Below are 26,836 nucleotides of genomic sequence, written 5' to 3'. Positions count from 1 at the left end.
CGCGCAAGGCCGATCGCCTTGCGCGCGTGTTTTTTTGCAGTTGGTGCGCCGCTAACCCGCCACCACTGGCAGGCGGAACTCGAATTCGCTGCCGCCCTGCTCGACCCGCCTCGCCTCCAGCGTGCCGCCATGCGCCTCGACGATCGAGCGGCAGATCGCCAGGCCCATGCCCATGCCGCTCGCCTTGGTCGTAAAAAACGGATCGAAGATCCGTTCGGCGGCGTCCGCGGCGATGCCCTCGCCGCGGTCCTGCACGCTGACCACCACCTGCTCCTGCTGCCCCTGCCGCCCCTGCCGCCCCTGCCGCCCCGGCTCGCGCCGCGACGTCACGATCAGTTCGCGCCGTTCGGCGGGCGTGCCGTCCATCGCATCGAGCGCATTGGTAATCAGGTTCAGCACGACCTGCTGCAGCTGGACCCGGTCGCCTTCGACCGTCGCCGCGCCCGCCTCGAGCCGCACGTGGACGCGGACATCGTGTTCCTCGATATCCATCCGCACCATGTCAAGCACTTCACTGACCACGTCGTCCGGCCGCAGCGGCGCCAGCACGGCCGGCGCCTGCTTCGCCAGCGACCGCAGCGCGCGAATGATGTCGGCCGCGCGCAGTCCGTTCTGCTTGATCTGCGCGAGCCCCTCGGCGACCTCGCCCAGCTCCGGCGCCGGACGGTTCAGCCAGCGCAGGCTCGCATCGACCGATGCCACGATCGCGGTCATCAGCGTCTCGATCAGCCGGTCCATCACGACCTCGCCCGACAGCGCCTGCGCGGCCTCAATACCGAGTGAGCGCGTCGCCGCGGGCAGCGCCGCGCCCAACCGCGCCACGGGGCTTGCCTGGGCGTCGGACCAGGCGCCGAGCTCCGGATGGCGTGCGGCCAGCAGTGCCGCCTTGTGATCGGCGCCCCAGCGACGGTAGCAGTCCTGCGCGCCGCGGTAGTGCTGACGGGCCGCGGTATGCAGACCGTGGTTCTCGCACAGCATCGCGGCCAGTTCGTTGGCCAGCGCCTGCTCATGCACGAAGCCGGCGGCCTGCGCGGCGTGGGCCGCGCGCTCGTAGCAGACCAGCGCGGCAAGCGGGTCGCCGCGCAGCCGCGCGATCTCGCCGTCGAGCAGCGACAGCTTGCTCTGGAACGTCAGCGCATTGAGCGAGGCCCATTGCGCAAAGCGCTCGCGATGGTTTTGCAGCGCGGTGATGGCCTGGTCGCGATCCAGCGCGGCCGCCGGACCGCGGGCAAACGACAGCGCCAGAAACAGGCGGCAATCCGCCACATTGATATGCGCGGGCGCCGACCAGATCAGCGTTTCCGCCTGCGCCAGGCTGCGGCTCGCGTGCTCCCAGTCGTGCAGGTATGCCGCTGCCATGCCGTCATACAGCCAGATCCAGAAGCGTGTGGGCAACGAGTTGCTCAGGCGCAGCCGCTCCTTGACACTGGTCTGCGCCGCCGGCATCGGCCCGTCCTGCGCCATCGCATCGTCGCCGGCGCACAGGCGCTGCGCGAAGTGGCTCTGCGCGTGCAGGATCAGTTCGATGTCGCGGTACTGGACCAGCCTCGTCAGTTCGAGACCGCGCTCGATCTCCTCCTTGACCAGCCGCAGATGCTCGCCCATCGCCAGCAGGTCGGAGGCGATATGGTTGCAGGCGTAGCACGCCATGCCGATGTCGCCGGACGCGCGCCCCAGCGCGACCGCGCGCTGGGCGTGTTCCAGCGCGTACGGCAGCGGCCGGGTCCAGGCGCTGACCTGGTCGAGCGCGACCAGCGTGGCGATGCGCTCTGCCTCGTAGCCATGGCGATCGATCAGCGCCAGCGCGGCGAGGCCATAGGCCAACCCGTCGTCGTATTCGTCGTAGAGACTGGCGACGAACACGCCGAACCACGACAGGCCGTAGGCCGATTCGGGCGTCGCGCCGTGTTCCAGCGTCAGCTCGACCATCTTGGCGACATGCAAGAAGCTGATGCCGTCGGACACGAACAGCGACGAGATCAGCGTCGACAGCAGGCCCATCGCCGTGCGGATACGTGGATCGCCGGTCGCCGGCAAGGCGCCGAGATCGGCGATCGCGCGGTCGCCCAGCGCGGCCGTGACGGCCTCGTAAGCGGCGCGATGATGGATGCGCGCCGGATCCCGCTGCAGGCGCACGTCGAGCAGCGCGAGCCCGGACAGCGCCGCGTTGATCGCGCCTTCGTAATCGCAGCGCACGGTCAGCAGGATGGCCTCGAGACGGTGCACGGCCGCGCGGTCGATCGGCCGCAGCTCGCGCATCAGCAGCGCATCGATTTCCCGCCGGGCGCCGTCGAGATCGGCCTGCGCCAGCAGGCATTCGCAGCGCAGCACGCTGGCCGCGTAGGCCAGCGCGTAGGGGGAACCATCGTCGGGCCGCGCATGGGGGGCGTCATGCGGACCCTCAGGCGGACCGTCTTGCGGTGACCGCCACGACGCCGGCATCAGCCGGAACGCCGCGTCGGTATAGCGCGCCGCCTGTTCGATCGCGGCCGCGCGCTTGGCGCGCCGGCCCGCGACGATCGCGACATGGACAAAGGCGGCGCGCTGCTGCCCGGTCAGCGGATGATCGCCCGCGCGCTCGATCTGGTTGCAGATCTCGAAGGCGTAGTCGGGCAGCTCGTCCTGCCAGTGCTCGATCATGCTGGCCGCGATGTGCGCATGCATCGCCGAACGCCGGTCCGGCGCGATCATCGTGTACGCGGACTCGAGCACGCGATCATGGCGGAACGCATAGCCCTCGGGCAGCCGGTCCAGCAAGCCCGCGTCGACGAAGGGCCGCAGCCGCTGGCCGATCTGCAGCGGACAGATGCCGGCAATGCGCGCCAGCAGCCCCTCGCCGCAGCGGATGCCGACGCAGGCCAGTTGCTGCAGCAGCAGCGTGCCGGCGGTCGGCAGCCGCGCAAAGCGCCGGACCATCAGGTCGATCACGCTGTCGGTATAACGCAGGCGCACCAGGTCGGCCGCGTTCCACTGCCACAGCGAAGCCGCACCGTCGTAGGCCAGCACCCCTTCGTCGATCAGCGTGCGCAGCAGCTGGTAGGTAAAGAACGGATTGCCCGCGGTCTTGGCGCGCACGGCACGCGCGAGCTCCGCCACCCGGGCCGGCGCTTCGTCCAGCGCAGCCGCCACCAGCTCGGTCAGCTCGGCAAGCGCCAGCGGCTTGATCTGGATACGGCTGACGGCCATCGGGGCGCTCGTTGCGGCCGTCGTTGTGTCGGATATCGGCGTTGCCGGCGCTGCCGCCGTCATACCCGGCCGCGCCGGCTGCGCCAGACCCGCGAGCCGCTCGATGGCGCCGGCACCGGGCTCCTGCCCGGCGCGGGAATCGCGATAGGCACCGATCAACAGCACGTTGTCGGGCGGCTGCGCGATAAACGCCTCCAGCAGCCCGAGGGTTGACGCATCGGCCCACTGCAGATCGTCGATGAACAGCACCAGCGGCGTGCCCGCCTCGCCAAAGGCGGCGAAGGTACGCAGCATCGCGGTGTCCACCCGTGCCCTCGCCTGCGCGGCCGGCACCTCGGACAGCGGCGCGGTGGCGCCGATCACGTGCTCGGCCTCGGGAACCAGCTCGACCACGGCCCTGCCCTGGCCCGCAAGCCCGTCGAGCCAGCGCTGCCGCAGCGGCGCCAGCACGGCCTCATCCTCGCCAAGCAAGGCCATCGTCGACGCGCGCAGCGCCTGCACCACCGGCGCATACGGCGTCTCGCGCTGCAACTGATCGCTCTTGCCGCCGGCAAAGTGCAGCGCGTCCAGGCCCGCCTCGCGCCGAAGCCAGTCGACCAGCGCCGATTTGCCGGAGCCCGCGGCACCGGCGATCAGCACCAGCTCGGATCTGCCGGTGTCGCGCACACGCGACCATGCCTCGGACAGCATCGCCTTCTCGGTGTCGCGGCCGAACAGCTGGCCGGGCAGCATCGGAATCGGCGGCCGAACGGCGGCGTCGGGCTGGAACGGCGCAATCCGCCCCGTCGACTCCCATTCGGTCCGCAGCCGCAGCAGATCCGACACCAGCGACGCGGCGCTGGCATAGCGGTCGGCGGGGTCCTTTGCCAGCAGCTTCAGCACGATGCGGCCCAGCATGCCGGGCACATCGTGACGGCGGAACTGCGGCGGCACCGGTTCGACGGCGAGATGGGCGTGATGCCATGCGGCCGGCGATTCGGCCTGGAACGGGGTCGCGCCGATCAGCAACTCGTACAGTGCAACGCCCAGCGCGTACAAGTCGGAACGCACGCCGATGCGGGCCACGTCGCCGCGGGCAAGCTCCGGCGGGAGATACGGCAGCGCGGCGGGGCCCGGTTGCGGTGCCGCTTGCGGTGCCGATGGCCGCCCCGGGTCGATGACGACCGCGTGGCCGAAGCCGGTCAGGCGCAACGCGCCGCTGTCGTCGATCAACAGGTTGTGCGGGCGGATATCGCCATGCAGCAGGCCTTTCCCGTGCATGGCCGCCAACGCGCGAGCGGCGGCGATGGCAATCTGGAATACGGCGGCAATGGGAAGCACGGGACCGATCTGCGCCGCGGCGGTGCGGGAAGACGGATGCGCCTCCGACAACAGCACCATTCGGTCGGCGGTCCAGACGGTGGCAATCGGCACCGTCGCCCATCCGGGATGCAAGCGCGGCGCCAGCCTCAGTTCGTTCTGCAACTGCCGATGCGCGCCGTCCGATGCGAGCGACGCGCTGCGGGACAGCCAGTATGTGCCGGTACGAGGATCGAACAGACGCTCGGCGACCACGCCGTCCGCCGCGCTCAACAGGTGGGCTGTCGTGGCGGCAAGCCATGCGGCATCGAAGGCGATCGGTGAATGCCGCTCGGGTCGGTTCGGCGAGGTCATGACGCGGCGCTCCTGGACTGGCCCGCGCCACCCCCAGCCGGGGCGATCGGGGCTGCCTGCACTGGATCCATCACCGCCCTTCTCCCGTCCGTTGCTTGCGAGTGGGCGGCCATTATAGACAGCCATGCGACGGCCGCGGCGCAGCGCGGCACGCCGCATCGAGTCAGGCCTGGATGCGGGCGCCGTCCAGATACGGATTGACGCCGCGTGCGCCTTCGCTGAAGGCATCGAAGCCGCGAGCACCATCGGTGTACGCATCGGCAGCACGGCCGGGGGTTGCCGAGACGCCCACGCGATCCAGTCCGGCCACCTTGCGCGCGCCGTCGACAAACGGGTCGGCCTTGCGCGCGCCCTGGGTGTACGGGTCGAAGCCGCGGGCGCCATCGCCATGCACATCGAAGGTGCGCGCCCCTTCGGTGTAGGTCTGCGGCGTGCGGAACTCGTAGCCGTACTTGTCGGCGGGGACCGTCGCGGCCTGCGCGATGCCGGCACCGGCAAACGACAGCAGCAGAGCGGAAGCGATCTTCAGGGCGGTGTTCTTGGGCATGGCTTTCTCCTTCATCAGTCAGCGAATTTGAATCGGTTCGGACGCTGCCGCGCTTGAGTTTGTTGCGCCGTCGCGTCGTCCATGTGCTGAACTATAGAGGGAGGTCGCAGTGGGAGAAGGACCGCGGTTTGGCCTTGTTATTCAAATATTTTGATGCCAGATCGCCCCCCGCTTGGGAAGGCACGCGTAGCGCGAATTCAGCCGGCCGGCAGGCCTTGCCGGATGCCCAGTTGCTGGGCCATCAATACCAGGTCGGCGAAGGTTCGGGCCTTCATCTTGCGCATGGCCTGCCCGCGATGGATCTTGACGGTGACCTCGCTGATGCCGATCTCCGCCGCGATCTGCTTGTTCAGCAGGCCAGTGACCGCCAGCCCCATGACCTCCGCCTCGCGCGGTGTCAGCGTGGCGTAGTGCCGCCGGATCGCTTCGACCTGGCGCATCCCTTGCCGTCGCGCGCGGTCCTTGTCGAGCGCCGCCGTGACGGCATCGAGCAGATCCTGGTCGCGAAACGGCTTGGACATGAAATCCACCGCGCCCGCCTTCATTGCCGCGACTGTCATCGGGATGTCGCCATGCCCCGTCATGAAGATGATCGGAATGGGAACGCCCATCTGCAACAGGCGCGATTGGAGCTCCAGGCCGCTGGGGCCGCGCAGGCGAACATCCAGCACCAGGCAGCATGGCATGTCGGGAAGCTCGAACTCGAGTAGTTCGGCTGCCGAGTCAAACAGCGCCACTCGGATGCCGACGGACCGGAACAGGTTGCCCAGTGCATTGCGCAGCCCCGCATCATCGTCGACGATCAGCACCATCGACTCGCCGCCGGCAGCATGTGCCTCGCTGTGGGTGGTCACGGTCGGTCCTCCAGTGTGCTCGAGCAGATCGCGGGGATTATAGACAGGGCCGATGACGCGGCCCGCGGGACCGGCCGATTTCAGCATAGCGGCGCCGGCACGGCCACCCATACCTTTGTGTTAGTGGCGCCGCCGGCAGCGATGCCGCCACCGCCGTCCCCGTGAACGCGGGCGACGACGGTTCGCGTACTGCGCTGCCGCCATCGCGCCACTGGCCACTAATACGATCGGTCAATGGCGGCCAACGCCTGGGCCGTCTAGTCTTCTGTCGGGCTGCATCGCCGTCGCCCCGCCGATCGCGCACCGGTTCGGTGCCGCCCACCCCGCTTCGCGTACCGCGAATGCGCGCACCGCCTTTTTCGTCCCTCTCGTCCCACTTCGTTCTAACCTCGTTTCCAGGGAGCTCCCGATGGCCAACCCGAAGCTAGAAGTCCTGACCCCGCAGAACAGCCAGCTGATCATCATCGACCAGCAGCCGCAGATGGCGTTCGGCGTGCAGTCGATCGACCGCCAGACGCTGAAGAACAATGTCGTCGGCCTGGCCAAGGCCGCAAAGATCTTCAATGTGCCCACGACCATCACCACGGTCGAGAGCGAGTCGTTCTCGGGCTACACCTTCCCCGAGATCCTGGACGTGTTCCCCGAGGCAAAGACGCTCGAGCGCACCTCGATGAATTCCTGGGACGACCAGAAGGTGCGCGACGCGCTGAAGGCCAACGGCCGCAGGAAGGTCGTGGTGTCCGGCCTGTGGACCGAAGTCTGCAATACCACGTTCGCGCTGTGCGCGATGCTCGAGGGCGACTACGAGATCTACATGGTGGCCGATGCGTCGGGCGGCACCAGCAAGGACGCGCACGACTACGCGATGCAGCGCATGGTGCAGGCCGGCGTGGTGCCGGTGACCTGGCAGCAGGTACTGCTCGAATGGCAGCGCGACTGGGCGCACCGCGACACCTATGACGCGGTGATGAAGCTGGTCAAGGAACACTCCGGCGCCTACGGCATGGGCGTGGACTACGCCTACACGATGGTGCACAAGGCCGAGCAGCGCACGGCCACCCCGCACCAGTCGATCGCCCCGGTCGCGGCGCGCTGAACGCCTCCCACCCCACCGCTTCCACCTGACTCGAGGAACGAACCGATGAACACGATCACCACCAAGGACGGCACTCGCATCTTCTACAAGGACTGGGGCACGGGCCGTCCGGTCGTCTTCTCGCATGGCTGGCCGTTGAACGCCGATGCCTGGGATCCGCAGATGCTGTTCCTGGTGCAGCAGGGCTTTCGCGTCATTGCACACGACCGCCGTGGCCATGGCCGCTCGGATCAGCCCGCGCATGGCAACGACATGGACACCTATGCGGACGACCTGGCCGCGCTGCTCGACGCGCTCGACATCCAGGGCGCCACGCTGGTCGGCCATTCCACCGGCGGCGGCGAAGTGGCGCACTACATCGGCCGCCACGGCACCAGGCGCGTCGCCAAGGCGGTGCTGATCGGCGCGGTGCCGCCGACGATGGCCAAGAGCACGGCCTATCCCAACGGCCTGCCGCTGGAAGTGTTCGACGGCATCCGCAAGGGCGTGGCCGACAATCGCTCGCAGTTCTACCAGGACCTGGCGATGCCGTTCTTCGGCTTCAACCGGCCCAATGCCAAGGTTTCGCAGGGCACGATCGACGCGTTCTGGGCTCAGGGCATGGCCGGCGGCATTGTCGGTCAGTATGCCTGCATCAAGGAATTCTCGGAGGTCGACTACACCGAGGACCTGAAGAAGATGACGGTGCCGACGCTGATCCTGCATGGCGACGACGACCAAATCGTGCCGATCGACAACGCCGCGCGGCTGTCCGTCGAGATCGCGCCGAACGCCACGCTGAAGGTCTACCCGGGCGCGTCGCATGGCATGTGCGTGATCAATGCCGACAAGGTCAATGCCGACCTGCTGGCCTTCCTGAACGCCTGATCCGGACGCACGAGCCTATGTCAGTCACCCGCCGGCAATTCATCGCCTCGGCCGCCGCGCTCGGCGCGGCCGCCTCTTCGGAACTCTTCGCCATGTCACCGAACCCGACACCCGACCTGATTCTCGTCAACGGCAAGTTCGCCACGCTCGATCGCGCCAATCCGCAGGCCGATGCCGTTGCCATCGCGGACGGCCGCTTCATCGCCGTCGGCGAGCGCCAGGACGTGATGAAGCGCGCGGCATCGGGCACCCGGGTGATCGATCTGAATGGCCGGCGGGCCATTCCCGGGCTGATCGACAGCCATATGCACATCATTCGCGGCGGCCTGAACTACAACATGGAGCTGCGCTGGGATGGCGTACGCTCGCTGGTCGACGCAATGCGCATGCTCAAGGCGCAGGTCGACCGCACTCCCGCGCCGCAATGGGTGCGCGTGGTCGGCGGCTTCACCGAGCACCAGTTCGCCGAGAAACGCCTGCCGACCATCGAGGAACTGAACGCCGTGGCGCCCGACACACCGGTGTTCATCCTGCATCTGTACGACCGCGCGATGCTCAACGGCGCCGCGCTGCGCGCCGTCGGCTACAACAAGGACACGCCCAATCCCCCGGGCGGCGAGATCGTGCGCGACGGCAGCGGCAACCCGACCGGCCTGCTGCTGGCCAAGCCCAATGCCACCATCCTCTATGCGACGCTGGCCAAGGGCCCGAAGCTGCCGCCCGAGTACCAGAAAAATTCGACCCGCCATTTCATGCGCGAGGTCAATCGGCTCGGCGTCACGGGCGTGATCGATGCCGGCGGCGGGTACCAGAACTACCCGGACGACTACCAGATCGTCGAGGAGCTGCACCGCGAGGGCCATCTGACCGTGCGGCTGGCCTACAACCTGTTCACGCAGAAGCCCAAGGAAGAGCTGCGCGACTTCCAGAACTGGACCTCATCGGTGCGGCCCGGCCAGGGCGACGATCTCTATCGCCACAACGGCGCCGGCGAGATGCTGGTCTACACCGCGGCGGACTTCGAGGACTTCCGCGTCGAACGCCCAGACATGCCGCCGTCGATGGAGGCCGATCTGGAGCCGGTGATCCGCCTGCTGGCCGAGAAGCGCTGGCCGTGGCGCCTGCACGCGACCTACGACGAAACCATCACGCGCGCGCTCGACGTCTACGAGAAGGTCGCGCGCGACGTCTCGTTCCAGGGCCTGAACTGGTTCTTCGACCACGCCGAGACGATCTCGGACCGCAATATCGACCGCATCGCCGCGCTCGGCGGCGGCATCGCGGTGCAGCATCGCATGGCCTACCAGGGCGAATACTTCGTCGAGCGCTACGGCGCCAAGGCGGCCGAGGCCACGCCGCCGGTCAGGAAGATGCTCGAGCGCGGCGTCAGGGTCGGGGCCGGCACCGATGCCACCCGCGTGGCCTCGTACAACCCCTGGGTATCGCTGTACTGGCTGACCACCGGCAAGACGGTGGGCGGCATGGCGATGTACCCGCAGGCCAATCTGCTGGACCGGGAGACCGCGCTGCGGTTGTGGACCGAGGCCAATACCTGGTTCTCGTCCGAGGTCGGCAAGAAGGGGCAGATCCAGGTGGGGCAGCTGGCCGACCTGGCGGTGCTGTCGGCCGACTACTTCTCGGTGCCCGGCGACGAGATCCAGGACATCACCTCGGTGATGACCGTGCTCGGCGGCAAGGTGGTCTACGGTGACGCCGAGTTTGGCCGGCACGCACCGGACCTGCCGCCGCCGATGCCGGACTGGTCGCCGGCCCGCCATGGCAGCCGCTACCAGCCGCGGCCGCAGGCGCAGGCCCGCACGCTGGCGCTGAACACCGCCTGCGGCTGCGCGTCCTCGTGCGGCGTGCATGGCCACGCGCACGCGAAGGCGTGGACATCAAGCGTGCCGACCAGCGATGAAAGCGGGTTCTGGGGCGCGCTGGGGTGCTCGTGCTGGGCGTTCTGATGGGTAGCCCCACCTGCAAGCCGTCCTGCAAGCCGGCGTGCAAGCCGACCCGCAAGCCGCCAACCGGAGAACCAACATGATGCTGTCGAGCTCCCGGCCTTCCCCGGCCGATGACGATGCGGGCATGCTGCCGCGCGCGATGCGCTGGATCGCGCTGTTGCTGCTGTGCGGCGCCTATCTGCAGGGCGGGCTGGTCAAGCTGCTCGATTTCCCCGGTGCCGTCGCCGAGATGCAGCATTTCGGCCTGAGCCCGGCCGTGCCGATGGCCGTCGCCACCATCGCGCTCGAGCTGGTGGCCGCCGCCATGATCCTGGCCGGCATTGGGCGCTGGCTCGGCGCGCTGGCCCTGGCGGCCTTCACGCTGGCCGCCACATTCCTGGCCAACCGCTTCTGGAACGCGCCGCCCGAGGCGCAGTTCATGATGGCCAACGCCTTCTTCGAGCACCTGGGCCTGGTCGGCGGCTTCCTGCTGGTGGCCTGGCACGACTGGCGTACGCGGAGGCAGGCATGAGCACCGGCGCGCCCTCCGATACGGCAGCGGCCGCGCCGGCATCGGCCGGCACCTTCGCGCCGCTGGCCAGGCCGACCTTCGCGGTACTGTGGGTCGCGACCATCCTTGGCAATATCGGCAGCTTCATGCGCGACGTCGCCAGCGCCTGGCTGGCCACCGACCTGTCGAGCTCGCCCGCTGCCGTCGCGACGATTCAGGCGGCGGCCACGCTGCCGGTATTCCTGCTGGCGATTCCCGCCGGCGTGCTGTCCGACATCCTCGATCGGCGCCGCTTCCTGGTCGTGATCCAGATCGGCCTCGCGCTGGTCAGCGGCACGTTGATGCTGCTGGCCTGGCGGCAGGCGCTGACCATCGAGATCCTGATCGCGCTCGCCTTCGTCGGCGGCATCGGCGCGGCGATGATGGGCCCGACCTGGCAGTCGATCGTGCCCGAGCTGGTGCCGCCGAGCACGCTGCGGCAGGCAGTGGCGCTGAACGCGCTGGGCGTCAATATCGCGCGCGCCATCGGCCCTGCCACCGGCGGCCTGCTGCTGGCGGCATTCGGTGCGGCGGCGACCTACGGTGCCGATCTGCTCAGCTATCTGTTCGTGATCGCGGCGCTGATCTGGTGGCAACGCCCGGCCCAGCCCAGCGATCCGCTGCGCGAGCATTTCTTCAGCGCCTTCCGGGCCGGACTGCGCTTTACGCGGGCGCACAGCAAGCTGCATATCGTGCTGCTGCGTGCTGCCGTGCATTTTGCGTTCGGCAGCAGCGTCTGGGCCTTGCTTCCTTTGGTCGCGCGTCAGCTGCTCAACGGCGGCGCGGGCCTTTACGGCATCCTGCTGGGCGCCGTGGGTGCGGGCGCGATCCTGGGCGCGCTGACGATGCCGGCGCTGCAGAAGCGGCTCGATTCGGATGGCATGGTGCTGCTGTCCGCGGTAGTCACCGCCGCGGTGATGGCCGCGCTGTCGATCGCACCGCCGGTGTGGGTTGCGCTGCCGCTGCTGTTGCTGCTCGGCGCGGCATGGATCATGGCGCTGACCACGCTGGGCGGCGCGGCGCAGGCCATCCTGCCGAACTGGGTACGCGGCCGCGCGCTGGCCGTCTACCAGATGGTCTTCAACGGCGCGCTGGCCGGCGGCAGCCTGATCTGGGGCTTCGTCGCGCAGGGTTTGGGGACGCCGAATGCGCTGTGGATTGCCGGCGCGGGCCTGATCGTCGCGACGCTGCTGCTGCGCCGCGTGCGCCTGCCGCGCGGCGAGGAAGACCTGGGTCCGGCACGCCACTGGCCCGAGCCGGAGAAGGCCGACGAGATCGCGCACGACCGCGGCCCGGTGATGATCCTGATCGAGTATCGCGTCTCGCCCGAGAACCGCGAGGCGTTCCTGCGGGCCATTCACCAACTGTCGGAAGAACGGCTGCGCGACGGCGCCTTCAACTGGGGCGTAATGGAGGACCCCGAGGATCCGGACCTGCTGACAGAGTGGTTCCTGGTCGAATCGTGGGCCGAGCACCTGCGCCAGCACCGGCGCGTGCCGCATGCCGACGCGGACCTGCAGCGCGACATCGCCCGCTTCCACACCGGTGCCGAGCCGCCCCGCGTGCGTCATCTGCTCGGTGTGGGCCTGCCGCCAACGCGCACCTGAGCCGGTTCTTTTCCGATTTCCTCTCGATTACGAGACCGCCATGAAGATCTACCTCGTTTCCCTTGGCGCCGGCATTCTGGTCGGCATCATCTATGCGCTGATGCAGGTTCGCTCCCCGGCGCCGCCGGCTGTCGCATTGATCGGCCTGCTCGGCATGCTGATCGGCGAGCAGCTGATTCCGCCGGTCAAGCGGATGCTGGCGGGCGAGCCGGTCACCGTCGCGTGGTTCCATTCCGAGTGCGTGCCGAAGATTACCGGCACGCCGGGGCCAACGCTTGCCGCCAACCGCAAGGACGGCGATGCGGCGCACTGACGCGCTGTTGTGCGCCGGCGCGCTGTCGATGGCGTGCGTTCCCGCGCTGGCGGACAGTACCGTCACCGTCTACGGACGGCTCAATACGGCAATCGAATACACGCGAGCCAGCACCGCCACCGATGGCACCGCGCTCGCCAGCGGCATGCGCCAGAGCAACTACCGCTCGGTGTTCGGCCTGCGCGGCGAGGAAGCGCTGGGCGGCTCGCTGAAGGCGCTGTGGCAGATCGAGAGCAACCTGTCGCTGGACACCGGCGAGGGCCAGATCGCCGGCCGCAGTTCGCGGATCGGGCTGCAGGGCGACTACGGCCTGCTGTTCCTCGGCCATTGGCATACGCCGTATACCGAGTCGACGATGGGCTACGACCCTTACTACCCGACCACCGCCGGCTATATGGCGCTGATCGGCAATGGGTCGGCCTCCAGCTCCGACAACGTCGAGAACACCAGTTCGTTTGATCGCCGCCAGAAAAACATCGTGCAATACCGGTCGCCGCGCTTCGGCGGTGCCAGCCTGTGGCTCGGTTGGGGCCTGCCCGAGGAAAGGGCGACGGTCGCACGCAATCCTTCGCTCTACTCCGCAGCGTTGGTCTATCAGCGCGGAGCGTTCGATGCGAGCGTCGCCTACGAGGTCCACCGGCACTACCAGGCAGCCGGCCGCAACGACGACGCATTGAAGCTCGGCGTGGCGTGGCAGGTGCTGTCCGGCACGCGGATCGCCGGCGTCTACGAGCGGCTGCACTACCGGACCGCCAGCGGCGATCTGCAGCGCAACGCCTGGTATGCATCGCTGGTGCAGCGGCTGGGCGCCAGCAGCCTGCGGCTGGGCTTTGGATTTGCCGCCAATGGCACCGGCGCATCGACCGACACCATCGGGGTCGTCCGCAGCGGTCCGCAGACCGGCGCCACGCAATGGACAATCGGTTACGACCATCCGCTGTCGAAGCGCACGGCGCTGTATGCGTACTACAGCCGCATCGACAACAAGCGGAACGCCACCTACGACTTCGCGATCAACGAGCTGGGCATCGCGGCGGGAGCCGATCCGCAGGTCTTTGCGCTCGGCATGCGGCATACCTTCTAGGCAAACGCCCGATTCCTCAAGGATCCCTTGTGACCTCGCCCCCCGTGATTGCCATCGTCGACGACGACATCTCCGTCAGGGATGCCATGGGGAGGCTGGTGCGGTCCTTCGGCCTGGCGGTCGAACTCTATGGCCGCGGCGCGGATCTGCTGCAATCGGCCACGCTGCATCAGATCGCATGCGTGATCACCGACGTCCAGATGCCGCAAATGAACGGCTTCGCGCTGTGCGAGGCGCTGCGCGCGAGCGGCTGCCACGTGCCGATCATCTTCATGACGGCGTTTTCCGAACAAGGCCACGAGCGACGCGCCTGCGCGGCTGGCGCCGCCTGCTTTGTCAACAAGCCCTTCGAGGATACGGAGATCATCGGATGTATCGAGCGGGCGCTGGGCGGCGGCGAGCGGAACCGCTAGTCATCGCGCATATCGTCCAGCCTTTCCGCATGACAAAAGGCACATGGCACATGGCACGGTGATTCCCGCCACCCCAGGTTGACACCGCAAGTACGCATGCCAATACTGGGCTTTGGCAATGGCCTGCTCGGTTCTTGCCGTTTCGCTCACGCTGCAAGGAGTAAGCCATGCCTCAAGCCCGACCGCTGCTGCTCGCCGCCCTGCTGACACTGCTCGCGGGATGCGCCGGCCAAGCACCGATTGCGCCCACCGCTTCCACACCGGGGCCGGCACCGGCCGCCGCCGGCCCGACGTCTGGCGGCAAGACCGAGGTACTGTGGCTTGGCCAAGCCGCCACGCGCATTACGACGCCAGGGGGCAAGGTGATCGTGATCGATCCCTGGCTGACTGCGAATCCGAAGACCCCAGCCCCCTTCAAGCAGTTGCAGGCGCTGGGCAAGGTCGATCTGATCCTGGTCACGCACGCGCACGGCGACCACCTGGGCGACGCCCCGGCATTGGCCAAGATGCATAACGCCCCGATCTACAACGGCGGCGGCATGGGGCAAACGCTGGTCAGCCTCGGCATGGTGCCGGCCAACCTGTCGCAGCGCTTCGGCAAAAGCGGCACGGTGACGCCGTTCGGCCCGAACGGTCCCAGGATCACCGCCGTGCATGCCGAGCACTCGTCCGAGCTGGTCTGGAAGAACCCGAGTTCGGGCAAGGACGAGGTCCACTATGGCGGCGAGCCGGTGGGCTACATCATCGAGTTGGAGAACGGCTTTCGCATCTGGCATATGGGCGATACCGGCCTGTTCGCCGATATGCGCCTGATCGGCGAACTGTACAAGCCCGACCTGGTGCTGATCCCGATCGGCGGGCATTTCACCATGGGACCGCGCGAGGCGGCGATCGCCGTGCGCGAGATGATCCGGCCGAAATACGCGATGCCGATTCACTACCTGACCAATCCCATGTTGCGCGGCACGCCGGCCGAATTTACTGCGGCGCTGGGCGCCACGGAAACGACCCGGATCATCGTGCCGGAGCCGGGGCAGAAGTTCGACTTCTGAGGGGCCGGCGCTCTCCGCCTGCATTGTCCCCGCGACCCGATGGCAGCCGCGTTGCCGGCTATCAGCCATCTCCGTGATTGACGCATCGCGCTGCGCCTCCTATGGTCGATTGGCCGCCCCCTTGCGCGGCCTGACAGCCTTCACAAGTGCCGGTCCAGGGCCAAGGCGGAATATCGACATGGAGACAAAGCATGCAAGATACCAACACGGACAATCCGCCGGACCAGGACCGCAGCACCCGCCACGCTGACTATCCGATCCGCGCCGCCTCTGGCGCGCTGCTGGCCGGCATCGTCCTGACCCTTTCCGCCTGCGGCGGCGACGATCACGAACACAAGCCACCACCCAGTGCCGCCAAGCCCAAGACCTGCGCCGAAATGGCGACCGTCGAAGTACCGGCCACGGCAATCGGACTGCCCACTTCTGGTGCAGTGGTCACCGAGGCGACCGTGGTGCCGGCCGGCGGCAGTGGCGCGCAGGCTACCGGCGAGTATTGCCGGGTGTTGGGCCATATCCGGCCGGTCGACCCCAATGCGCCGAATATCCGCTTCCAGTTGAATCTTCCGGCCAACTGGAACAACAAGATCATGATGTTCGGTGGCGGCGGCTACAACGGCACGATTCCGGCGGCGCAAGGCAATGTGCCGGCCGGCCCCGCCGACCAGCCCACGCCGCTGGGGCGCGGCTATGCCACCTTCGCCAGCGACTCCGGGCATCAGGCCGGCGCGCTGGGCAGCCGGGATGGCTCGTTCGGCGTCAATGACGAGGCCTTGCGCAATTTCGCCAGCGATGCGTTGAAGAAGACCCGCGACACAGCGCTGCACTTGATCAAGGCTCGCTACGCGACCGAAGGACCGCGCAAGGCGTACTTTGCGGGAGGCTCCACCGGTGGCCGCGAAGCGCTCGCCGTGGTCCAGCGATGGCCCGACGATTGGAACGGTGCCATCGTGCTCTATCCCGCGTGGAACGCTGCGACATTGGATCTGGCGTTTGGGCGCATCACGCGGGCGCTCGCGCAGCCAGGGGCCTATCCCAATGCCGCCAAACGTCGCGCACTCTTTGACGCCTCACTGCAGGCCTGCGATACGCTCGACGGCGTGCAGGATGGCCTCATCAGCAATGTCGCGGCGTGCAACGCCACCTTCGATCCGGCGACGGCGACCCTGAACGGCGCCCCGCTGCGCTGCACGGGCGGGGGCGACACCGGCGACAACTGCCTGTCCGATCCGCAGATCGCGGCGCTAAAGGTCTACAACGCGCCGATCCAGTTCGCGTATCCGCTGGGCAGCGGCGAGACGCAGTACCCGGGCTTCAACGTATGGGGAGCGGACCTTGGCATGTCGGGGCCGTCGCCCGTGCAAGCGACGGTGATCGCGCTCGCGCTCAATCTCGACCCGCCCGCGACGCCGATGCCTGCCACGGCGCCGTATTTCGCGGTGTTCTGGGACCAGTGGGTCCGCTTCTTCGTCACGCGCGACCCGAACTTCAACTCGCTGTCGCTGGATCCGGAGAACCCGGGCCCCTGGCAGTCTCGCGTCAGCGAACTGACCGCGCTGCAGGACATCAACAAGACGGACCTGAGCGCATTCGCCGCCAAGGGCGGCAAGATCCTGATGGCCCATGGCAATGCCGACGTGCTGGTCAGCTCGCGCGCGACGGCCCAGTACTACGAGCGCGTGCGCACCACCATGGGCGCGGACCGGGTCGGGCAGTTCATGCACTACTATGAAATCCCGGGCTATGGCCACGCCGCCAGCACGGTGTTCAACGCGGCCTGGGATTCGCTGACCGCGCTGGAAAACTGGGTAGAGAAAGGTGCCGAACCGCCCCCGCAGGTGGTCGCCGACACGGTCGGTGTGCCGGGACGCACGCGCCCGCTTTGCCCGTATCCGAGCTGGCCGCGGTACAAGGGAGGCGGTGACATCAACATGGCCGGCAGCTTCAACTGCGTCACGCAATAGCAAATAGCGCGAGCGTCTGTTACGAACGGCCTCGTGCTCCGGAGGCCCGGCCTCGGGTAACAGCGAGGCCGGGCCGGCGGCTAGTCTTGCTTTACAAGTCCGACCTGCCCCCGATTGCATGCGTCAGGGGCGAAAAACGTCGTCCAGGCACTCCGCCTCCAGGGTTCTGTCCTGCCAGACCTCCAGCTGATCCGTTGAAGCGGCGTCCAACTGGGCGAGGACATGTGTGGACAATGGGCCGAAACGATGCCGCAGGAGCTTTGCCAAAGCTTTGGCGTGACCCATGTGAACCCCCTTCTCGATCCCCTGCTCGACCTCCTTCTGCGCATACTCCCGCGCCCAGCGGTAAAACTTTGCCGTCATGTCCATTTCCAACTCCATCAGGTTATGTACTTCAGTTAAACGCAACGCATTCGGTGTCAGAGCAGCGAACCAGGCTGTCATTGCCTCGTCGAGGGCGGCATTGTGTGCCGTCAATTCTCTCGCCAGCCGCAATGGTTCGAGCATCGCTTCGATGTTCTGGGCCCGTTCCAACCGCATCAGCACTGCCACCAAATTTCGCTTCCCCGCCAGGTCGGCATCCGTGTAGCGGGTACGGTCGATCAGGAAATAGTTCAGGCGCGGCTGGTGACTCGCCATGGACGGCGGCAGTGGGCAAATCATCGCCGCGATTTCCGTATCCGCTTGCCATGGTCGGTTGCCGTTGTAGAACACGATCGGCAGCACCGCCGGATACCGTGGACCGCGCCGACGGCCATGTGGACGGCTGGGTCGACGGCTCGCATCGCGGTAGAACATGCCGACATAGGCGAGCATGCGTGCCGCCATGTCGGCATCGACTCGACTTTGAAATTCAATCAGCAAGTAGAGCGGCTGCTCCTGCCCGGCGACGTCGATTCGCCAAACCACATCGTTGATGCCGTAACGAAGGCGGTCCGACACATAGTGTCCGGGCACCGGCTCAAGGGAATTCCAGTCCAGCGCGTGCAGCCAGGACTCGTCGATGAAACCATGTATCAGGTCGCGCACGACTTCGCGAAAGGAGAACACCAGCTTGTATGAGCCATCGTGATCGCGGCCTTTCGCAGGGGCGTCACCGTCTGCCGTATCCCCGGGTTCGGCTATCCGGTGGCATATCGGTTCGGGAAATCGGCGCAGGGTCGAATAACCGCCGATGGCATGCCCGCCCGAATGCGTCATCAAACAGCGCGCGGGAGGGCGAACGGGATAGCGGGCGAGATGGGCGGCAACGGGTGGGTCGAGATAGGGGTTCATAGGCAAGGACAGCCAGGTTGAGGAGGGGGCCAACGTCCCGATAAGTTGCCAGCCAATCGGCTACGGTGCTTGCCTGAAATGCCGCGGATTTAACAGGCGGGGACCTCTATAGGGTGCGCGCAGGAACGCCTGCCCGCGGCGGCCCCTGCGCGATACCGGTTCCCTGTCCATACCGCCAGCAGCCCCCTGGATCGGCGTCCGGTACGGCCCTTCCTGTGCCCCCAATCTCGGTTAGTGGTAACCTCCGCTATTTTTAAAACGCATATCTGGTCTCTGAAAATATGACTTCGCCCGCCCCACTCCCGCCCTCTAGACTTGCTCCAGCCCAGCGGGACCGGCGCAATCCGGCCGCGACAAGCCAGCAGCACGACTGGTTCGGGACAATCCAGAACAGGAGACAAACGATGAAGAAGGCGTTGCTCGCCCTTCTGGCGGTCTGCGGCATGGCCGCGGTCGCCCCGGCCCAGGCCGACCCCGCCTGGCCTTCGAAGCCGATTCGACTGGTGATTCCATTCCCCCCGGGCGGCGGCACCGACATCCTGTCCCGCCTCGTCGCCAATCAGCTGACCCAGAGCGCCAAATGGACCGTGGTACCGGACAACCGTCCGGGCGCGGGCGGCACCATCGGCATTGCCGAAGCCGTACGGGCGACGCCCAATGGCTATGAGCTGGTGATGGGCCAGAAGGACAACCTGATCGTGGCCCCGTGGCTCTACAAGACGGTCAAGTACGATCCGACCAAGGATCTGGTGGCAGTGACCCACGTCGCCTATACGCCGATCATGATCGTCGCGCCGGCCAATTCGCCGTTCAAGAACATCGCCGACGTGGTTGCCGCCGCCAAGCGTGCGCCCGGCTCGATCAAGTACGGCTCGCCGGGCAATGGCACTACCATTCACCTGGCAGCGGAGATCTTCAGCCAGGCCGCGGGCATCAAGCTGCTGCACGTGCCGTACAAGGGCTCGAACGCCGCGATGATGGATGCGATCGCCGGCAACGTCGATCTGATGGTGGCCTCGGTGCCGTCGGCCATGGCGCAAATCAAGGCCGGCAAGCTGCGCGCGCTGGCCGTGACGTCCGCCACGCGCAGCACCTCGCTGCCCGATGTGCCGACGCTTGCCGAAAGCGGCTACAAGCAGGTCGACGTCAGCACGTGGTATGGCATCTTCGCGCCGGCGAAGACGCCGCGCGAGGTCGTCGACAAGCTGGCGGCCGAAGTGAACAAGCAGCTCGCCACGCCGGCGATGATCCAGGCCATCCACGAGCAAGGCGCCGAGCCGAAGGTGATGACCCAGAAGCAGTTCGCCGACCTGGTCCAGTCGGACTACAGGAAGTGGAAGACCATCGTACAGGAATCCGGTGCGACGGTCGAATAAGCAGCACCTCTGCCTCGCCGGGCGTCTTTCCGGATGCCTGCATGACGCGATGCCGCCGCCTTCGGTGGCGGCATCGCCGCCTCTCCCCTCCCTCCTCGCCCCGTTTCGGCAAATAACACTGACCTATTGGGCCTTGGCGGCATCCTCCGTCTGCTCGCCTATATTCGAGTGATCCCGGACTCGCGAAATCGAGACGCCGCGTATCGCCCGATCCACCGCGGTACGGCGCCGGTCCGGGAGGCAAGACGAGGAGGCAACCATGGCCGCGCCCAACTGGAACATCCGGGGTCAGTACTACGAGACCTGCAACTGCGACTTCATTTGCCCCTGCCTGCCCGGGCAGCTCGCGGTACCGCCCACCAAGGGCCACTGCATCTTCGCGATGGGCTTCCAGATCGAGCAGGGCCGTTATGGCGAGGTCCCGCTGGATGGACTTGGCTTTATCGTGCTGGGCTCGACGCCGGACGAGATGGGCAAGGGCAACTGGTCGGTCGGCTTGATCGTCGACGAACGCGCCGATGCATCACAGCGTGATGCGATCACCGCCATTGCGAGCGGCGCCGCGGGCGGGCCGATGGCGGCGCTCTCCCCACTGGTCGGCACCTTCGAAGGCGTGGAGTCGGCGCAGATCCGCTTCGATCGCAACACCAGAAGCTGGTCGGTCACCGCGCCGAACCTCGTCGACATGGCCGCCGAAGGCGTGATGGGCATCAACCCGAATGCGACCGAGCCGATTCATCTGGACAACACCGGCCATCCCGCAGCCGACCGCGTCGCGCTGGCGCGCCCCGCACGCAGCCACGTCCACGCGCTCGGCATGGTCTGGGACGACGACAGCGGCCGCAACAATGGCCAATATGCGCCATTCTCCTGGCAGGGAACCTGAGCCCGCCGGCGCGGTGCCGCTGCCCGACGCCAGACGTTTCGGCGCACTGCCGCAACGCGACCGCCTGCTGGTCTGGGGTTGCATGCTGGTCATCGCCGCGCTGGCGTGGGGCTATCTGCTCCATCTGCATCGCTCGATGGCGCCGGCTACGGACCACGCCGCGATGATGGCCGGCATGGGCATGGCGATGCCGATGCGCTGGTCGGCCGCGGACGGGCTTTACACCCTCGCGATGTGGGTGGTCATGATGATCGGCATGATGGCGCCGGCCGCCGCGCCAGTGATGTTGGTCTACGCCGGCCTGCAACGCCGGCGGCCCGGCCGCAGGCTGCCGGCAGCCGTGGTCTGCTTCGGGCTTGGCTATCTGGCCGTCTGGGTCGGTTTCAGCGCCGCCATCACGCTGGTGCAATGGGGCCTTCATCAGACCATGCTGCTGTCCCCGGCGATGGCAATATCGAGCCGCGTGGCCGCGGGCGCCATCCTCTGCCTGGCGGGACTCTACCAGCTGACGCCATGGAAACGGGCCTGCCTGACCCACTGCCGCAGCCCGCTCGGTTTCCTGATGACGAACTGGCGCGACGGCAAGCGCGGTGCGCTGACGATGGGTCTCCGTCATGGCGCGTTTTGCCTGGGCTGCTGCTGGGCGCTGATGGCCGTGCTGTTCGTCACCGGCGTGATGGCGCTGGTCTGGGCTGCCGCGCTCGCGCTGCTCGTGCTGCTGGAAAAGGCAGGGCCAGCCGGCCTGCAGCTGGCACGGCTTTCCGGCGTCGTGCTGATCGTGGCCGGCGCGCTGATGATCTGGCTTGCCGTGACACCCGCCGCCTGAGCGACTTGCCCTGTCTCGGCCATGCGGCGCCGGTACACTGCGGTATTCGACATCGGAGCCCGCACCCATGCCCGCACTGCGCACCCTCTACCCAGAAATCGAGCCCTACGAGACCGGCACGCTCGATGTCGGCGACGGCCATGTCATCTACTATGAGCGCGCCGGTACGCCGGGCGCCAAGCCCGCGGTGTTCCTGCACGGCGGGCCGGGTGGCGGCATCTCGCCCGACCATCGGCGCCTGTTCGACCCCTCACGCTATGACGTATTGCTGTTCGACCAGCGCGGCTGCGGCCGGTCGACCCCGCATGCCGGACTCGAGGCCAATACCACCTGGCACCTGGTCGACGATATCGAACGGCTGCGCGCATTGGCCGGCGTCGAGCGCTGGCTTGTGTTCGGCGGCTCCTGGGGCTCGACGCTGGCGCTGGCCTACGCGCAGAAACATCCCGAGCGGGTCAGCGAGCTGGTCTTGCGCGGCATCTACACGGTGTCGCAGGCCGAACTGGACTGGTACTACCAATACGGCGTCTCCGAAATGTTCCCCGACAAGTGGGCACGCTTCCAGGCGCCGATCCCCGAGGCCGAGCGCGACAACATGATGGCGGCCTACCGCAAGCTGCTGACCGGCGACGACAAGGCCAGGCAGATCGAAGCCGCGCGCGCGTGGAGCGTGTGGGAAGCCGAAACCATTACGCTGCTGCCCGATCCGGCGATCGCCGCCAAGCACGACGATGGCCATTTCGCGCTGGCATTTGCCCGGCTGGAGAACCACTACTTCACGCACCGCTGCTGGCTGGAAGAAGGGCAGCTGCTGCGCGACGCGCACCGGCTGGCCAACATCCCCGGCGTCATCGTGCACGGCCGCTACGACATGCCGTGCCCGGCGCGCTACGCCTATGCGTTGCACCAGGCCTGGCCGCGGGCGGACTTTCATCTGGTCGAGGGTGCCGGGCATGCATGGACGGAGCCGGGCATTCTTGATCGGCTGATTGCGGCAACTGATCGTTTTGCCGACGCCGACGACCTCACTGCACGCGAATCTTCGCGGTCTTGACGATCTCGCTGTATTTCTTCAGATCGTTCTGGATCTCGCTGGCGAACGCCTCCGAGGTATTGCCGGACGGCACGATCCCGAGCGTCGCCAAACGCTCTCGGGTGTCCGGCATGTTGACCACCGCATTGAGCTCGCGCGCCAGCCTGTCGACGATCTCCTTCGGCGTATTGGCCGGCGCCAGCAGGCCCACCCAGGAGTCACTGACGAAGCCCGGCACGCCCGACTCCGCCAGCGTCGGCACGTCGGGCAGCGAGGGCACGCGCTTCGCGGCGGACACCGCGATCGCGTTGGCCTTGCCGTTCTTCACGTATTGCTGCGCGCCCGCCACCGCGGTAAACAGCACCGGCAGCGTGCCGCCGACCAGGTCGCCCATCGCCTGTCCGCCGCCCTTGTAGGGCACGTGGACCATGTTCAGCCCGGTGCGCGCCTTCAGCAGTTCGCCGGCCAAGTGCGGCGTGCTGCCGGTGCCGGCGCTGCCATAGGAGAGGCCCGCCGACGTGGTTCGCGAGTACGCTACCAATTCGCTCAGATTCTTTGCCGGCACCGACGGATGCGTGATCAGGATCAGCGCGGCGTCGCCGATCTTGCTGATCGGCACGAAGTCCTTCATCGTGTCGAACGGAACCTTGGCGAACACGTGGGGGTTGATGACCATCGTGCCGTCGAAGCCGAGCAGCAGCGTATAGCCGTCCGGCGCGGCCTGCGCGGCCATCGCGGTTCCGATATTGCCTGATGCGCCAGGACGGTTATCGACGATGACCTGCTGGCCAAGCCGCTGGCCCAGCTTGTCGGCGATCACGCGCGCGCTGGTATCCGAGACCCCGCCGGGGGCGAACGGCACGATCAAGCGGATCGGCCGCGCCGGATAATCCTGCGCGAGGGCTTTGGAGCCCGGCGCCACGGCGAGCGCCAGCATGGCGGCTCCCAGCGCCTGAATCAGTCTTCGGCGTTGCATCTTGTCTCCTCCTCCTCGTTATATCGGGGGCATCTTGCTCTCGCGCTCCACTACTCCGCTTGCGCCGCGCTACTCCGGCCGAATGCCGCCGCGGCGGGCGACCTCGGCCCACTTCTGCGTTTCGCTGCCGATAAACGCGCGGAACGCGTCCGGCGGCGTCAGCACGATCGCCGCGCCTTGGTCCCGCATCTGTTTGGCCACCGCAGGATCGGCGGTGACCTCGCGCAGGTCCCGATGAATCTGTTCGACCGTGGCCGCAGGCATGCCGGCCGGCCCGAACAAGCCATACCAGTTCAGCGACTGCACGTCGTCCAGGCCGGCCTCCGTGAACGTCATCGCATCGGGGAAGATCGGCATGCGCTCGTCCGCCGCCACGCCGATCACGCGCAGATTGCCGCCATTGACGTGCGGCAAGGCGGTCAGTACGCTGGTAAAGCCCGATGCCAGATGGCCGCCGATGATGTCCACCATGATCTGCGCGCCGCCCTTGTACGACACCGGGATCGTCTGCAACTTGCCGACCTGGCGAAGCAGCTCGCCCGTCAGCCGCGTCTGCCCCTCCGAATAGCCCACGCCCAGCGGCTGCCTGCGCGCGGCCTCCACCAGATCGTTCAGCGTCTTGTACGGACTCGACTTCGCGACCACCAGCACCATCGGCGAGACGGCCAGGCGCGTGATCGGCGTGAAACCCTTGGCGGTGTCATAGGGCAGGCTCTTCATCAGCACCGGATTGATCGCGTGGGAGCCGACCACCATCAGCAAGGTGTGGCCATCCGGTGCCGACTTGGCGACGTGACCGGTGCCGATCACCCCGTTGGCGCCGGGGCGGTTTTCGACCACCACCGACTGCCCCCAGCGCTCCGACAGTTTTTGCGCGACCAGCCGGCTGACGATATCGGTGCCGCCGCCAGGCGCATAGGGCACGATCAGCGTGACCGGTTTGTCGGGCCATTTGGCGGCGGCGTGACTCCACGGCATGGCAGCGGCCATGCAGGCTAGGCTCATCACGGCCGCGCGCATCCAGCAATGGTTCAGCATCGGTTGTCTCCTGTTGTGTATGTTCTGTGTTGGTTTGTTCTGCTCGCTGGGCTCCTGCCGGACGGCGCAATCACGTCTCCGATACAGCCCGGTACCGACGCCGTAGCCATGCGCTGGATCGCCCTCCCAGCGAACGCCCCAGCAAGGTTTCCGCATAGTCGACCGCATCGAGCAATCCTTCGAGCGCAATGCCGGTGGCAAAGCCGCTCTGCTCGGCCATCAGCACCAGATCCTCGGTGGCCAGATTCCCGGCGGCGCCGGGCGCAAACGGGCAGCCGCCGATGCCGCCGACGCTGGCGTCGAAGCGCCGCACGCCTGCTTCCAACGCGGCCCACGCATTGGCGGCACCGAGGCCGCGCGTATCGTGCAGATGAACCGCGAGCCGATCGAGCTCGATGACTTCGGACAGCGCCGCAAACCGCGCCTTGACCTGCGCGGGCGCGGCGGCACCGATGGTGTCCGCGATGACGATCTCTTCCGCGCCGGCCTCGCGCATCCGCTGCGCCAGCCGAACGACGGTGGACAGCGGCACGTCTCCCTCGAACGGGCAGGTAAACGCGACTGCGACATAGGCCCGCGTGCGCAGGCCCAGCTGGCATGCGTGGACCAGCGTCTCTTCGCTGACGGCCGTGGCCTGGTCCAGGTCCATATTGATGTTGCGCAGGTTCATGGTCTCCGTCGCCGACAGCACCACCGCAATCTCCGGCGCGCCGGCGGCATGGGCGCGTTCCAGTCCCTTGCGGTTTGGCACCAGCGTCGACAGGCGCAGATCGGGCAGCTCGGCGCGCAGGCGGGCCACCACGTCGGCGGCGTCGGCCATCTGCGGTACCGCGCGGGGCGAGACGAAGCTGGTCGCCTCCACGCTGCGTACACCGGCCGCGGCAAGGCGGCGGACCAGCTCCAGCTTCCCGTCGGTCGAAATCGCGGCGGCCTGGTTCTGCAGTCCATCGCGGGGCGCGACATCGGTGATGACGATCGTTTCCCGTTCCATCGTCGTCGCCTCCGTCATGCAACCGCACCCGCAGCGCGCAACCGGTCCAGCCGATCGGCGTCATAGCCGAGCAGATCGCGCAGCACGGCCTCGGTGTGTTCGCCAACCGCAGGCGGACAGCTGTATGTCGGCGCGGCGGCGCGCGACAGCTTGACCGGATTGCCCGGCATGCGCACCGTCTCGCCTGTCTTTAGACCGACTTCGACCACCATGTTGCGGCCGAGCACCTGCGGTTCGCGCAGCGCGTGGGCGAAGTCGTTGACCGGGCCGCAGGGAATTCGCGCCTGGCGCAGCCGGTCGAGCCACCAGGCCGACGATTCGGTGCGCAGCACCTCGCCAATGATCGCGTCGATGCGGTCCTTGTCGGCATAACGGCCCGGCTGACGCAGATATTCCGGGCGGCGCAGCTCGGGATGATCGATCACGCTGAGGAAGCGCTCGAAGAACGCATCGCCGATGCAGGCGATGATGATGTGGCCGTCGCGAGTGGGATAAGTGTTGTACGGCACGTGCACGAAATGGCTATTGCCGATCCGCTCCGGCACGATGCCGGACATCAGATGCATCGTCGCCATGTAGTTCAGCAGCGATATCTGAGCGTCCAGCATCGAGATGTCGACGTGCTGCCCGACGCCGCTGCGCTCGCGCTCGGCCAGCGCCGCCAGCACGCCGATCGCGCCGAATACTCCGCCGCCGAGGTCGCCGATCGGAATGCCGCTGCGCACCGGTGGACCGTCGGCCATGCCGGTGATCGACATGCCGCCGCCCATCGCCTGTACGACCTGATCGAAGGCCGGCTGTTGCCGGTCCGGTCCGGTCTGACCGAAGCCCGTCACCGAGCAGGTCACGATGCGGGGGTTGACCTGCGACAGCGCCGCATGATCGATGCCCAGCCGCTCGGTGACGCCAGCGCTGAAGTTGTCGAACACCACGTCGGCATGGCGGACCAGATCGAGAAACACCGCGCGGCCGGCGTCGGATTTCAGGTCGATGCAGACGCTTTCCTTGTTGCGGTTCAGCGTCAGGAAATAGGCGCCCATGCCGTCGCGCGCATAGTCCTCGCTGTCGGCCAGCAGCCGGCGCGTCCCCTCTCCTGCGCCGGGCGGCTCCACCTTGATGGTGCGCGCGCCGAGATCGGCCAGCAGCATCGTGCCGTACGGGCCCGACAGCATATGGGTCAAATCCAGCACGGTGATATGGCTGAGCGCCTGCATTCTTTCCTCCGTCAGTAGCGTGAGGCCTATTCCGCAAGCGCTATGCCATCGTTGCAACGGACGCTAACGCATTGATTCTTCGAGGGAATCCATTT

22 protein-coding genes are annotated in these 26,836 nt (G+C 67.3%); 14 read left to right on the top strand and 8 right to left on the bottom strand.

Translation table 11 applies throughout. From position 1 onward, the window contains the following. Nucleotides 1-51: 51 nt before the first annotated feature. The 3 genes from FOB47_RS05435 to FOB47_RS05425 all read right to left on the bottom strand — a co-directional run bounded on the left by FOB47_RS05435 (nt 52) and on the right by FOB47_RS05425 (nt 6,198). Nucleotides 52-4,839 (bottom strand): trifunctional serine/threonine-protein kinase/ATP-binding protein/sensor histidine kinase, encoded by a 4,788-nt coding sequence (locus tag FOB47_RS05435; protein WP_174780213.1) that lies wholly within the window; start codon nt 4,837-4,839, stop codon nt 52-54. A gap of 163 nt (nt 4,840-5,002) precedes the next feature. Further along, entirely contained in the window at nt 5,003-5,386 is a 384-nt protein-coding gene (locus tag FOB47_RS05430; RefSeq protein ID WP_053824627.1) for a hypothetical protein, read from the bottom strand. Between the two features lie 197 nt (nt 5,387-5,583). After that, nucleotides 5,584-6,198 carry a response regulator transcription factor gene (locus FOB47_RS05425; protein ID WP_053824628.1) on the bottom strand — a complete coding sequence of 205 codons (615 nt, stop codon included), beginning with the start codon at nt 6,196-6,198 and terminating at the stop codon, nt 5,584-5,586. Nucleotides 6,199-6,649: 451 nt separating this feature from the next. Here FOB47_RS05425 and FOB47_RS05420 point away from each other — a divergent pair, with 451 nt between their 5' ends. The 10 genes from FOB47_RS05420 to FOB47_RS05375 all read left to right on the top strand — a co-directional run bounded on the left by FOB47_RS05420 (nt 6,650) and on the right by FOB47_RS05375 (nt 17,126). Then, nucleotides 6,650-7,336, top strand: a complete 687-nt coding sequence (locus tag FOB47_RS05420; RefSeq protein WP_053823938.1) for a hydrolase — start codon at nt 6,650-6,652, stop codon at nt 7,334-7,336. A 45-nt stretch (nt 7,337-7,381) separates the two neighbouring features. Beyond that, nucleotides 7,382-8,203, top strand: coding sequence for an alpha/beta fold hydrolase (locus tag FOB47_RS05415; RefSeq protein WP_174780212.1), 822 nt, complete (start codon nt 7,382-7,384; stop codon nt 8,201-8,203). A 17-nt stretch (nt 8,204-8,220) separates the two neighbouring features. Then, on the top strand, nt 8,221-10,167 hold the full coding sequence (locus FOB47_RS05410) for an amidohydrolase (RefSeq protein WP_174780211.1): 1,947 nt from the start codon (nt 8,221-8,223) through the stop codon (nt 10,165-10,167). 79 nt (nt 10,168-10,246) lie between these two features. Further along, nucleotides 10,247-10,678: a DoxX family protein gene (locus tag FOB47_RS05405; RefSeq protein WP_390884804.1), complete on the top strand. Its 432-nt coding sequence runs from the start codon at nt 10,247-10,249 to the stop codon at nt 10,676-10,678. Further along, nucleotides 10,675-12,303, top strand: a complete 1,629-nt coding sequence (locus FOB47_RS05400; RefSeq protein WP_174780209.1) for an MFS transporter — start codon at nt 10,675-10,677, stop codon at nt 12,301-12,303. Before FOB47_RS05405 ends, FOB47_RS05400 begins: the two co-directional genes overlap by 4 nt. Before the next feature lie 40 nt (nt 12,304-12,343). Further along, complete coding sequence (locus FOB47_RS05395; RefSeq protein ID WP_006577519.1) at nt 12,344-12,616, top strand: XapX domain-containing protein; 273 nt, start codon at nt 12,344-12,346, stop codon at nt 12,614-12,616. After that, entirely contained in the window at nt 12,603-13,700 is a 1,098-nt protein-coding gene (locus FOB47_RS05390; RefSeq protein WP_174780208.1) for a porin, read from the top strand. Before FOB47_RS05395 ends, FOB47_RS05390 begins: the two co-directional genes overlap by 14 nt. A gap of 44 nt (nt 13,701-13,744) precedes the next feature. Beyond that, nucleotides 13,745-14,113, top strand: a complete 369-nt coding sequence (locus FOB47_RS05385; RefSeq protein ID WP_174780207.1) for a response regulator — start codon at nt 13,745-13,747, stop codon at nt 14,111-14,113. A gap of 167 nt (nt 14,114-14,280) precedes the next feature. Further along, nucleotides 14,281-15,165: a metal-dependent hydrolase gene (locus FOB47_RS05380; RefSeq protein ID WP_174780206.1), complete on the top strand. Its 885-nt coding sequence runs from the start codon at nt 14,281-14,283 to the stop codon at nt 15,163-15,165. 191 nt (nt 15,166-15,356) lie between these two features. Beyond that, nucleotides 15,357-17,126, top strand: a complete 1,770-nt coding sequence (locus FOB47_RS05375; protein WP_174780205.1) for a tannase/feruloyl esterase family alpha/beta hydrolase — start codon at nt 15,357-15,359, stop codon at nt 17,124-17,126. A gap of 123 nt (nt 17,127-17,249) precedes the next feature. On the opposite strand, the gene FOB47_RS05370 is transcribed toward FOB47_RS05375, so the two are convergent. Beyond that, on the bottom strand, nt 17,250-18,401 hold the full coding sequence (locus tag FOB47_RS05370; protein ID WP_174780204.1) for an Rpn family recombination-promoting nuclease/putative transposase: 1,152 nt from the start codon (nt 18,399-18,401) through the stop codon (nt 17,250-17,252). A gap of 404 nt (nt 18,402-18,805) precedes the next feature. Here FOB47_RS05370 and FOB47_RS05365 point away from each other — a divergent pair, with 404 nt between their 5' ends. The 4 genes from FOB47_RS05365 to pip all read left to right on the top strand — a co-directional run bounded on the left by FOB47_RS05365 (nt 18,806) and on the right by pip (nt 22,543). Continuing rightward, nucleotides 18,806-19,777 (top strand): Bug family tripartite tricarboxylate transporter substrate binding protein, encoded by a 972-nt coding sequence (locus FOB47_RS05365; protein ID WP_174780203.1) that lies wholly within the window; start codon nt 18,806-18,808, stop codon nt 19,775-19,777. A gap of 259 nt (nt 19,778-20,036) precedes the next feature. After that, on the top strand, nt 20,037-20,663 hold the full coding sequence (locus FOB47_RS05360) for a DUF1326 domain-containing protein (protein ID WP_174780202.1): 627 nt from the start codon (nt 20,037-20,039) through the stop codon (nt 20,661-20,663). Next, on the top strand, nt 20,635-21,489 hold the full coding sequence (locus tag FOB47_RS05355; RefSeq protein WP_232963110.1) for a DUF2182 domain-containing protein: 855 nt from the start codon (nt 20,635-20,637) through the stop codon (nt 21,487-21,489). Before FOB47_RS05360 ends, FOB47_RS05355 begins: the two co-directional genes overlap by 29 nt. A gap of 67 nt (nt 21,490-21,556) precedes the next feature. Then, nucleotides 21,557-22,543, top strand: coding sequence for a prolyl aminopeptidase (gene pip, locus FOB47_RS05350; protein WP_174780201.1), 987 nt, complete (start codon nt 21,557-21,559; stop codon nt 22,541-22,543). On the opposite strand, the gene FOB47_RS05345 is transcribed toward pip, so the two are convergent. The 4 genes from FOB47_RS05345 to FOB47_RS05330 all read right to left on the bottom strand — a co-directional run bounded on the left by FOB47_RS05345 (nt 22,515) and on the right by FOB47_RS05330 (nt 26,741). Continuing rightward, nucleotides 22,515-23,498 carry a Bug family tripartite tricarboxylate transporter substrate binding protein gene (locus FOB47_RS05345; protein WP_390884795.1) on the bottom strand — a complete coding sequence of 328 codons (984 nt, stop codon included), beginning with the start codon at nt 23,496-23,498 and terminating at the stop codon, nt 22,515-22,517. The genes pip and FOB47_RS05345 overlap by 29 nt on opposite strands. A gap of 69 nt (nt 23,499-23,567) precedes the next feature. Then, nucleotides 23,568-24,536: a Bug family tripartite tricarboxylate transporter substrate binding protein gene (locus FOB47_RS05340; protein WP_174780200.1), complete on the bottom strand. Its 969-nt coding sequence runs from the start codon at nt 24,534-24,536 to the stop codon at nt 23,568-23,570. 70 nt (nt 24,537-24,606) lie between these two features. Continuing rightward, entirely contained in the window at nt 24,607-25,527 is a 921-nt protein-coding gene (locus tag FOB47_RS05335) for a hydroxymethylglutaryl-CoA lyase (protein WP_174780199.1), read from the bottom strand. Nucleotides 25,528-25,541: 14 nt separating this feature from the next. Next, nucleotides 25,542-26,741 (bottom strand): CaiB/BaiF CoA transferase family protein, encoded by a 1,200-nt coding sequence (locus FOB47_RS05330; RefSeq protein WP_174780198.1) that lies wholly within the window; start codon nt 26,739-26,741, stop codon nt 25,542-25,544. Nucleotides 26,742-26,836: the final 95 nt, after the last annotated feature.

Origin of the sequence: Cupriavidus gilardii (genome assembly GCF_013347325.1) — a bacterium.
GTDB lineage: Bacteria > Pseudomonadota > Gammaproteobacteria > Burkholderiales > Burkholderiaceae > Cupriavidus > Cupriavidus gilardii.
This window is presented reverse-complemented; position numbering and strand designations above follow the sequence as displayed.

What these genes read in the sequence shown, in the direction of transcription:
- FOB47_RS05435 (WP_174780213.1), bottom strand. Translation starts at nt 4,839, where the DNA reads ATGACCTCGCCGAACCGACCCGAGCGGCATTCACCGATCGCCTTCGAT.
- FOB47_RS05380 (WP_174780206.1), top strand. Translation starts at nt 14,281, where the DNA reads ATGCCTCAAGCCCGACCGCTGCTGCTCGCCGCCCTGCTGACACTGCTC.
- FOB47_RS05355 (WP_232963110.1), top strand. Translation starts at nt 20,635, where the DNA reads ATGCGCCATTCTCCTGGCAGGGAACCTGAGCCCGCCGGCGCGGTGCCG.
- FOB47_RS05425 (WP_053824628.1), bottom strand. Translation starts at nt 6,198, where the DNA reads ATGGTGCTGATCGTCGACGATGATGCGGGGCTGCGCAATGCACTGGGC.
- FOB47_RS05395 (WP_006577519.1), top strand. Translation starts at nt 12,344, where the DNA reads ATGAAGATCTACCTCGTTTCCCTTGGCGCCGGCATTCTGGTCGGCATC.
- FOB47_RS05360 (WP_174780202.1), top strand. Translation starts at nt 20,037, where the DNA reads ATGGCCGCGCCCAACTGGAACATCCGGGGTCAGTACTACGAGACCTGC.
- FOB47_RS05400 (WP_174780209.1), top strand. Translation starts at nt 10,675, where the DNA reads ATGAGCACCGGCGCGCCCTCCGATACGGCAGCGGCCGCGCCGGCATCG.
- FOB47_RS05335 (WP_174780199.1), bottom strand. Translation starts at nt 25,527, where the DNA reads ATGGAACGGGAAACGATCGTCATCACCGATGTCGCGCCCCGCGATGGA.
- FOB47_RS05430 (WP_053824627.1), bottom strand. Translation starts at nt 5,386, where the DNA reads ATGCCCAAGAACACCGCCCTGAAGATCGCTTCCGCTCTGCTGCTGTCG.
- FOB47_RS05410 (WP_174780211.1), top strand. Translation starts at nt 8,221, where the DNA reads ATGTCAGTCACCCGCCGGCAATTCATCGCCTCGGCCGCCGCGCTCGGC.
- FOB47_RS05375 (WP_174780205.1), top strand. Translation starts at nt 15,357, where the DNA reads ATGCAAGATACCAACACGGACAATCCGCCGGACCAGGACCGCAGCACC.
- FOB47_RS05365 (WP_174780203.1), top strand. Translation starts at nt 18,806, where the DNA reads ATGAAGAAGGCGTTGCTCGCCCTTCTGGCGGTCTGCGGCATGGCCGCG.
- FOB47_RS05330 (WP_174780198.1), bottom strand. Translation starts at nt 26,741, where the DNA reads ATGCAGGCGCTCAGCCATATCACCGTGCTGGATTTGACCCATATGCTG.
- FOB47_RS05390 (WP_174780208.1), top strand. Translation starts at nt 12,603, where the DNA reads ATGCGGCGCACTGACGCGCTGTTGTGCGCCGGCGCGCTGTCGATGGCG.
- FOB47_RS05340 (WP_174780200.1), bottom strand. Translation starts at nt 24,536, where the DNA reads ATGCTGAACCATTGCTGGATGCGCGCGGCCGTGATGAGCCTAGCCTGC.
- FOB47_RS05415 (WP_174780212.1), top strand. Translation starts at nt 7,382, where the DNA reads ATGAACACGATCACCACCAAGGACGGCACTCGCATCTTCTACAAGGAC.
- FOB47_RS05405 (WP_390884804.1), top strand. Translation starts at nt 10,247, where the DNA reads ATGCTGTCGAGCTCCCGGCCTTCCCCGGCCGATGACGATGCGGGCATG.
- FOB47_RS05370 (WP_174780204.1), bottom strand. Translation starts at nt 18,401, where the DNA reads ATGAACCCCTATCTCGACCCACCCGTTGCCGCCCATCTCGCCCGCTAT.
- pip (WP_174780201.1), top strand. Translation starts at nt 21,557, where the DNA reads ATGCCCGCACTGCGCACCCTCTACCCAGAAATCGAGCCCTACGAGACC.
- FOB47_RS05345 (WP_390884795.1), bottom strand. Translation starts at nt 23,498, where the DNA reads ATGCAACGCCGAAGACTGATTCAGGCGCTGGGAGCCGCCATGCTGGCG.
- FOB47_RS05420 (WP_053823938.1), top strand. Translation starts at nt 6,650, where the DNA reads ATGGCCAACCCGAAGCTAGAAGTCCTGACCCCGCAGAACAGCCAGCTG.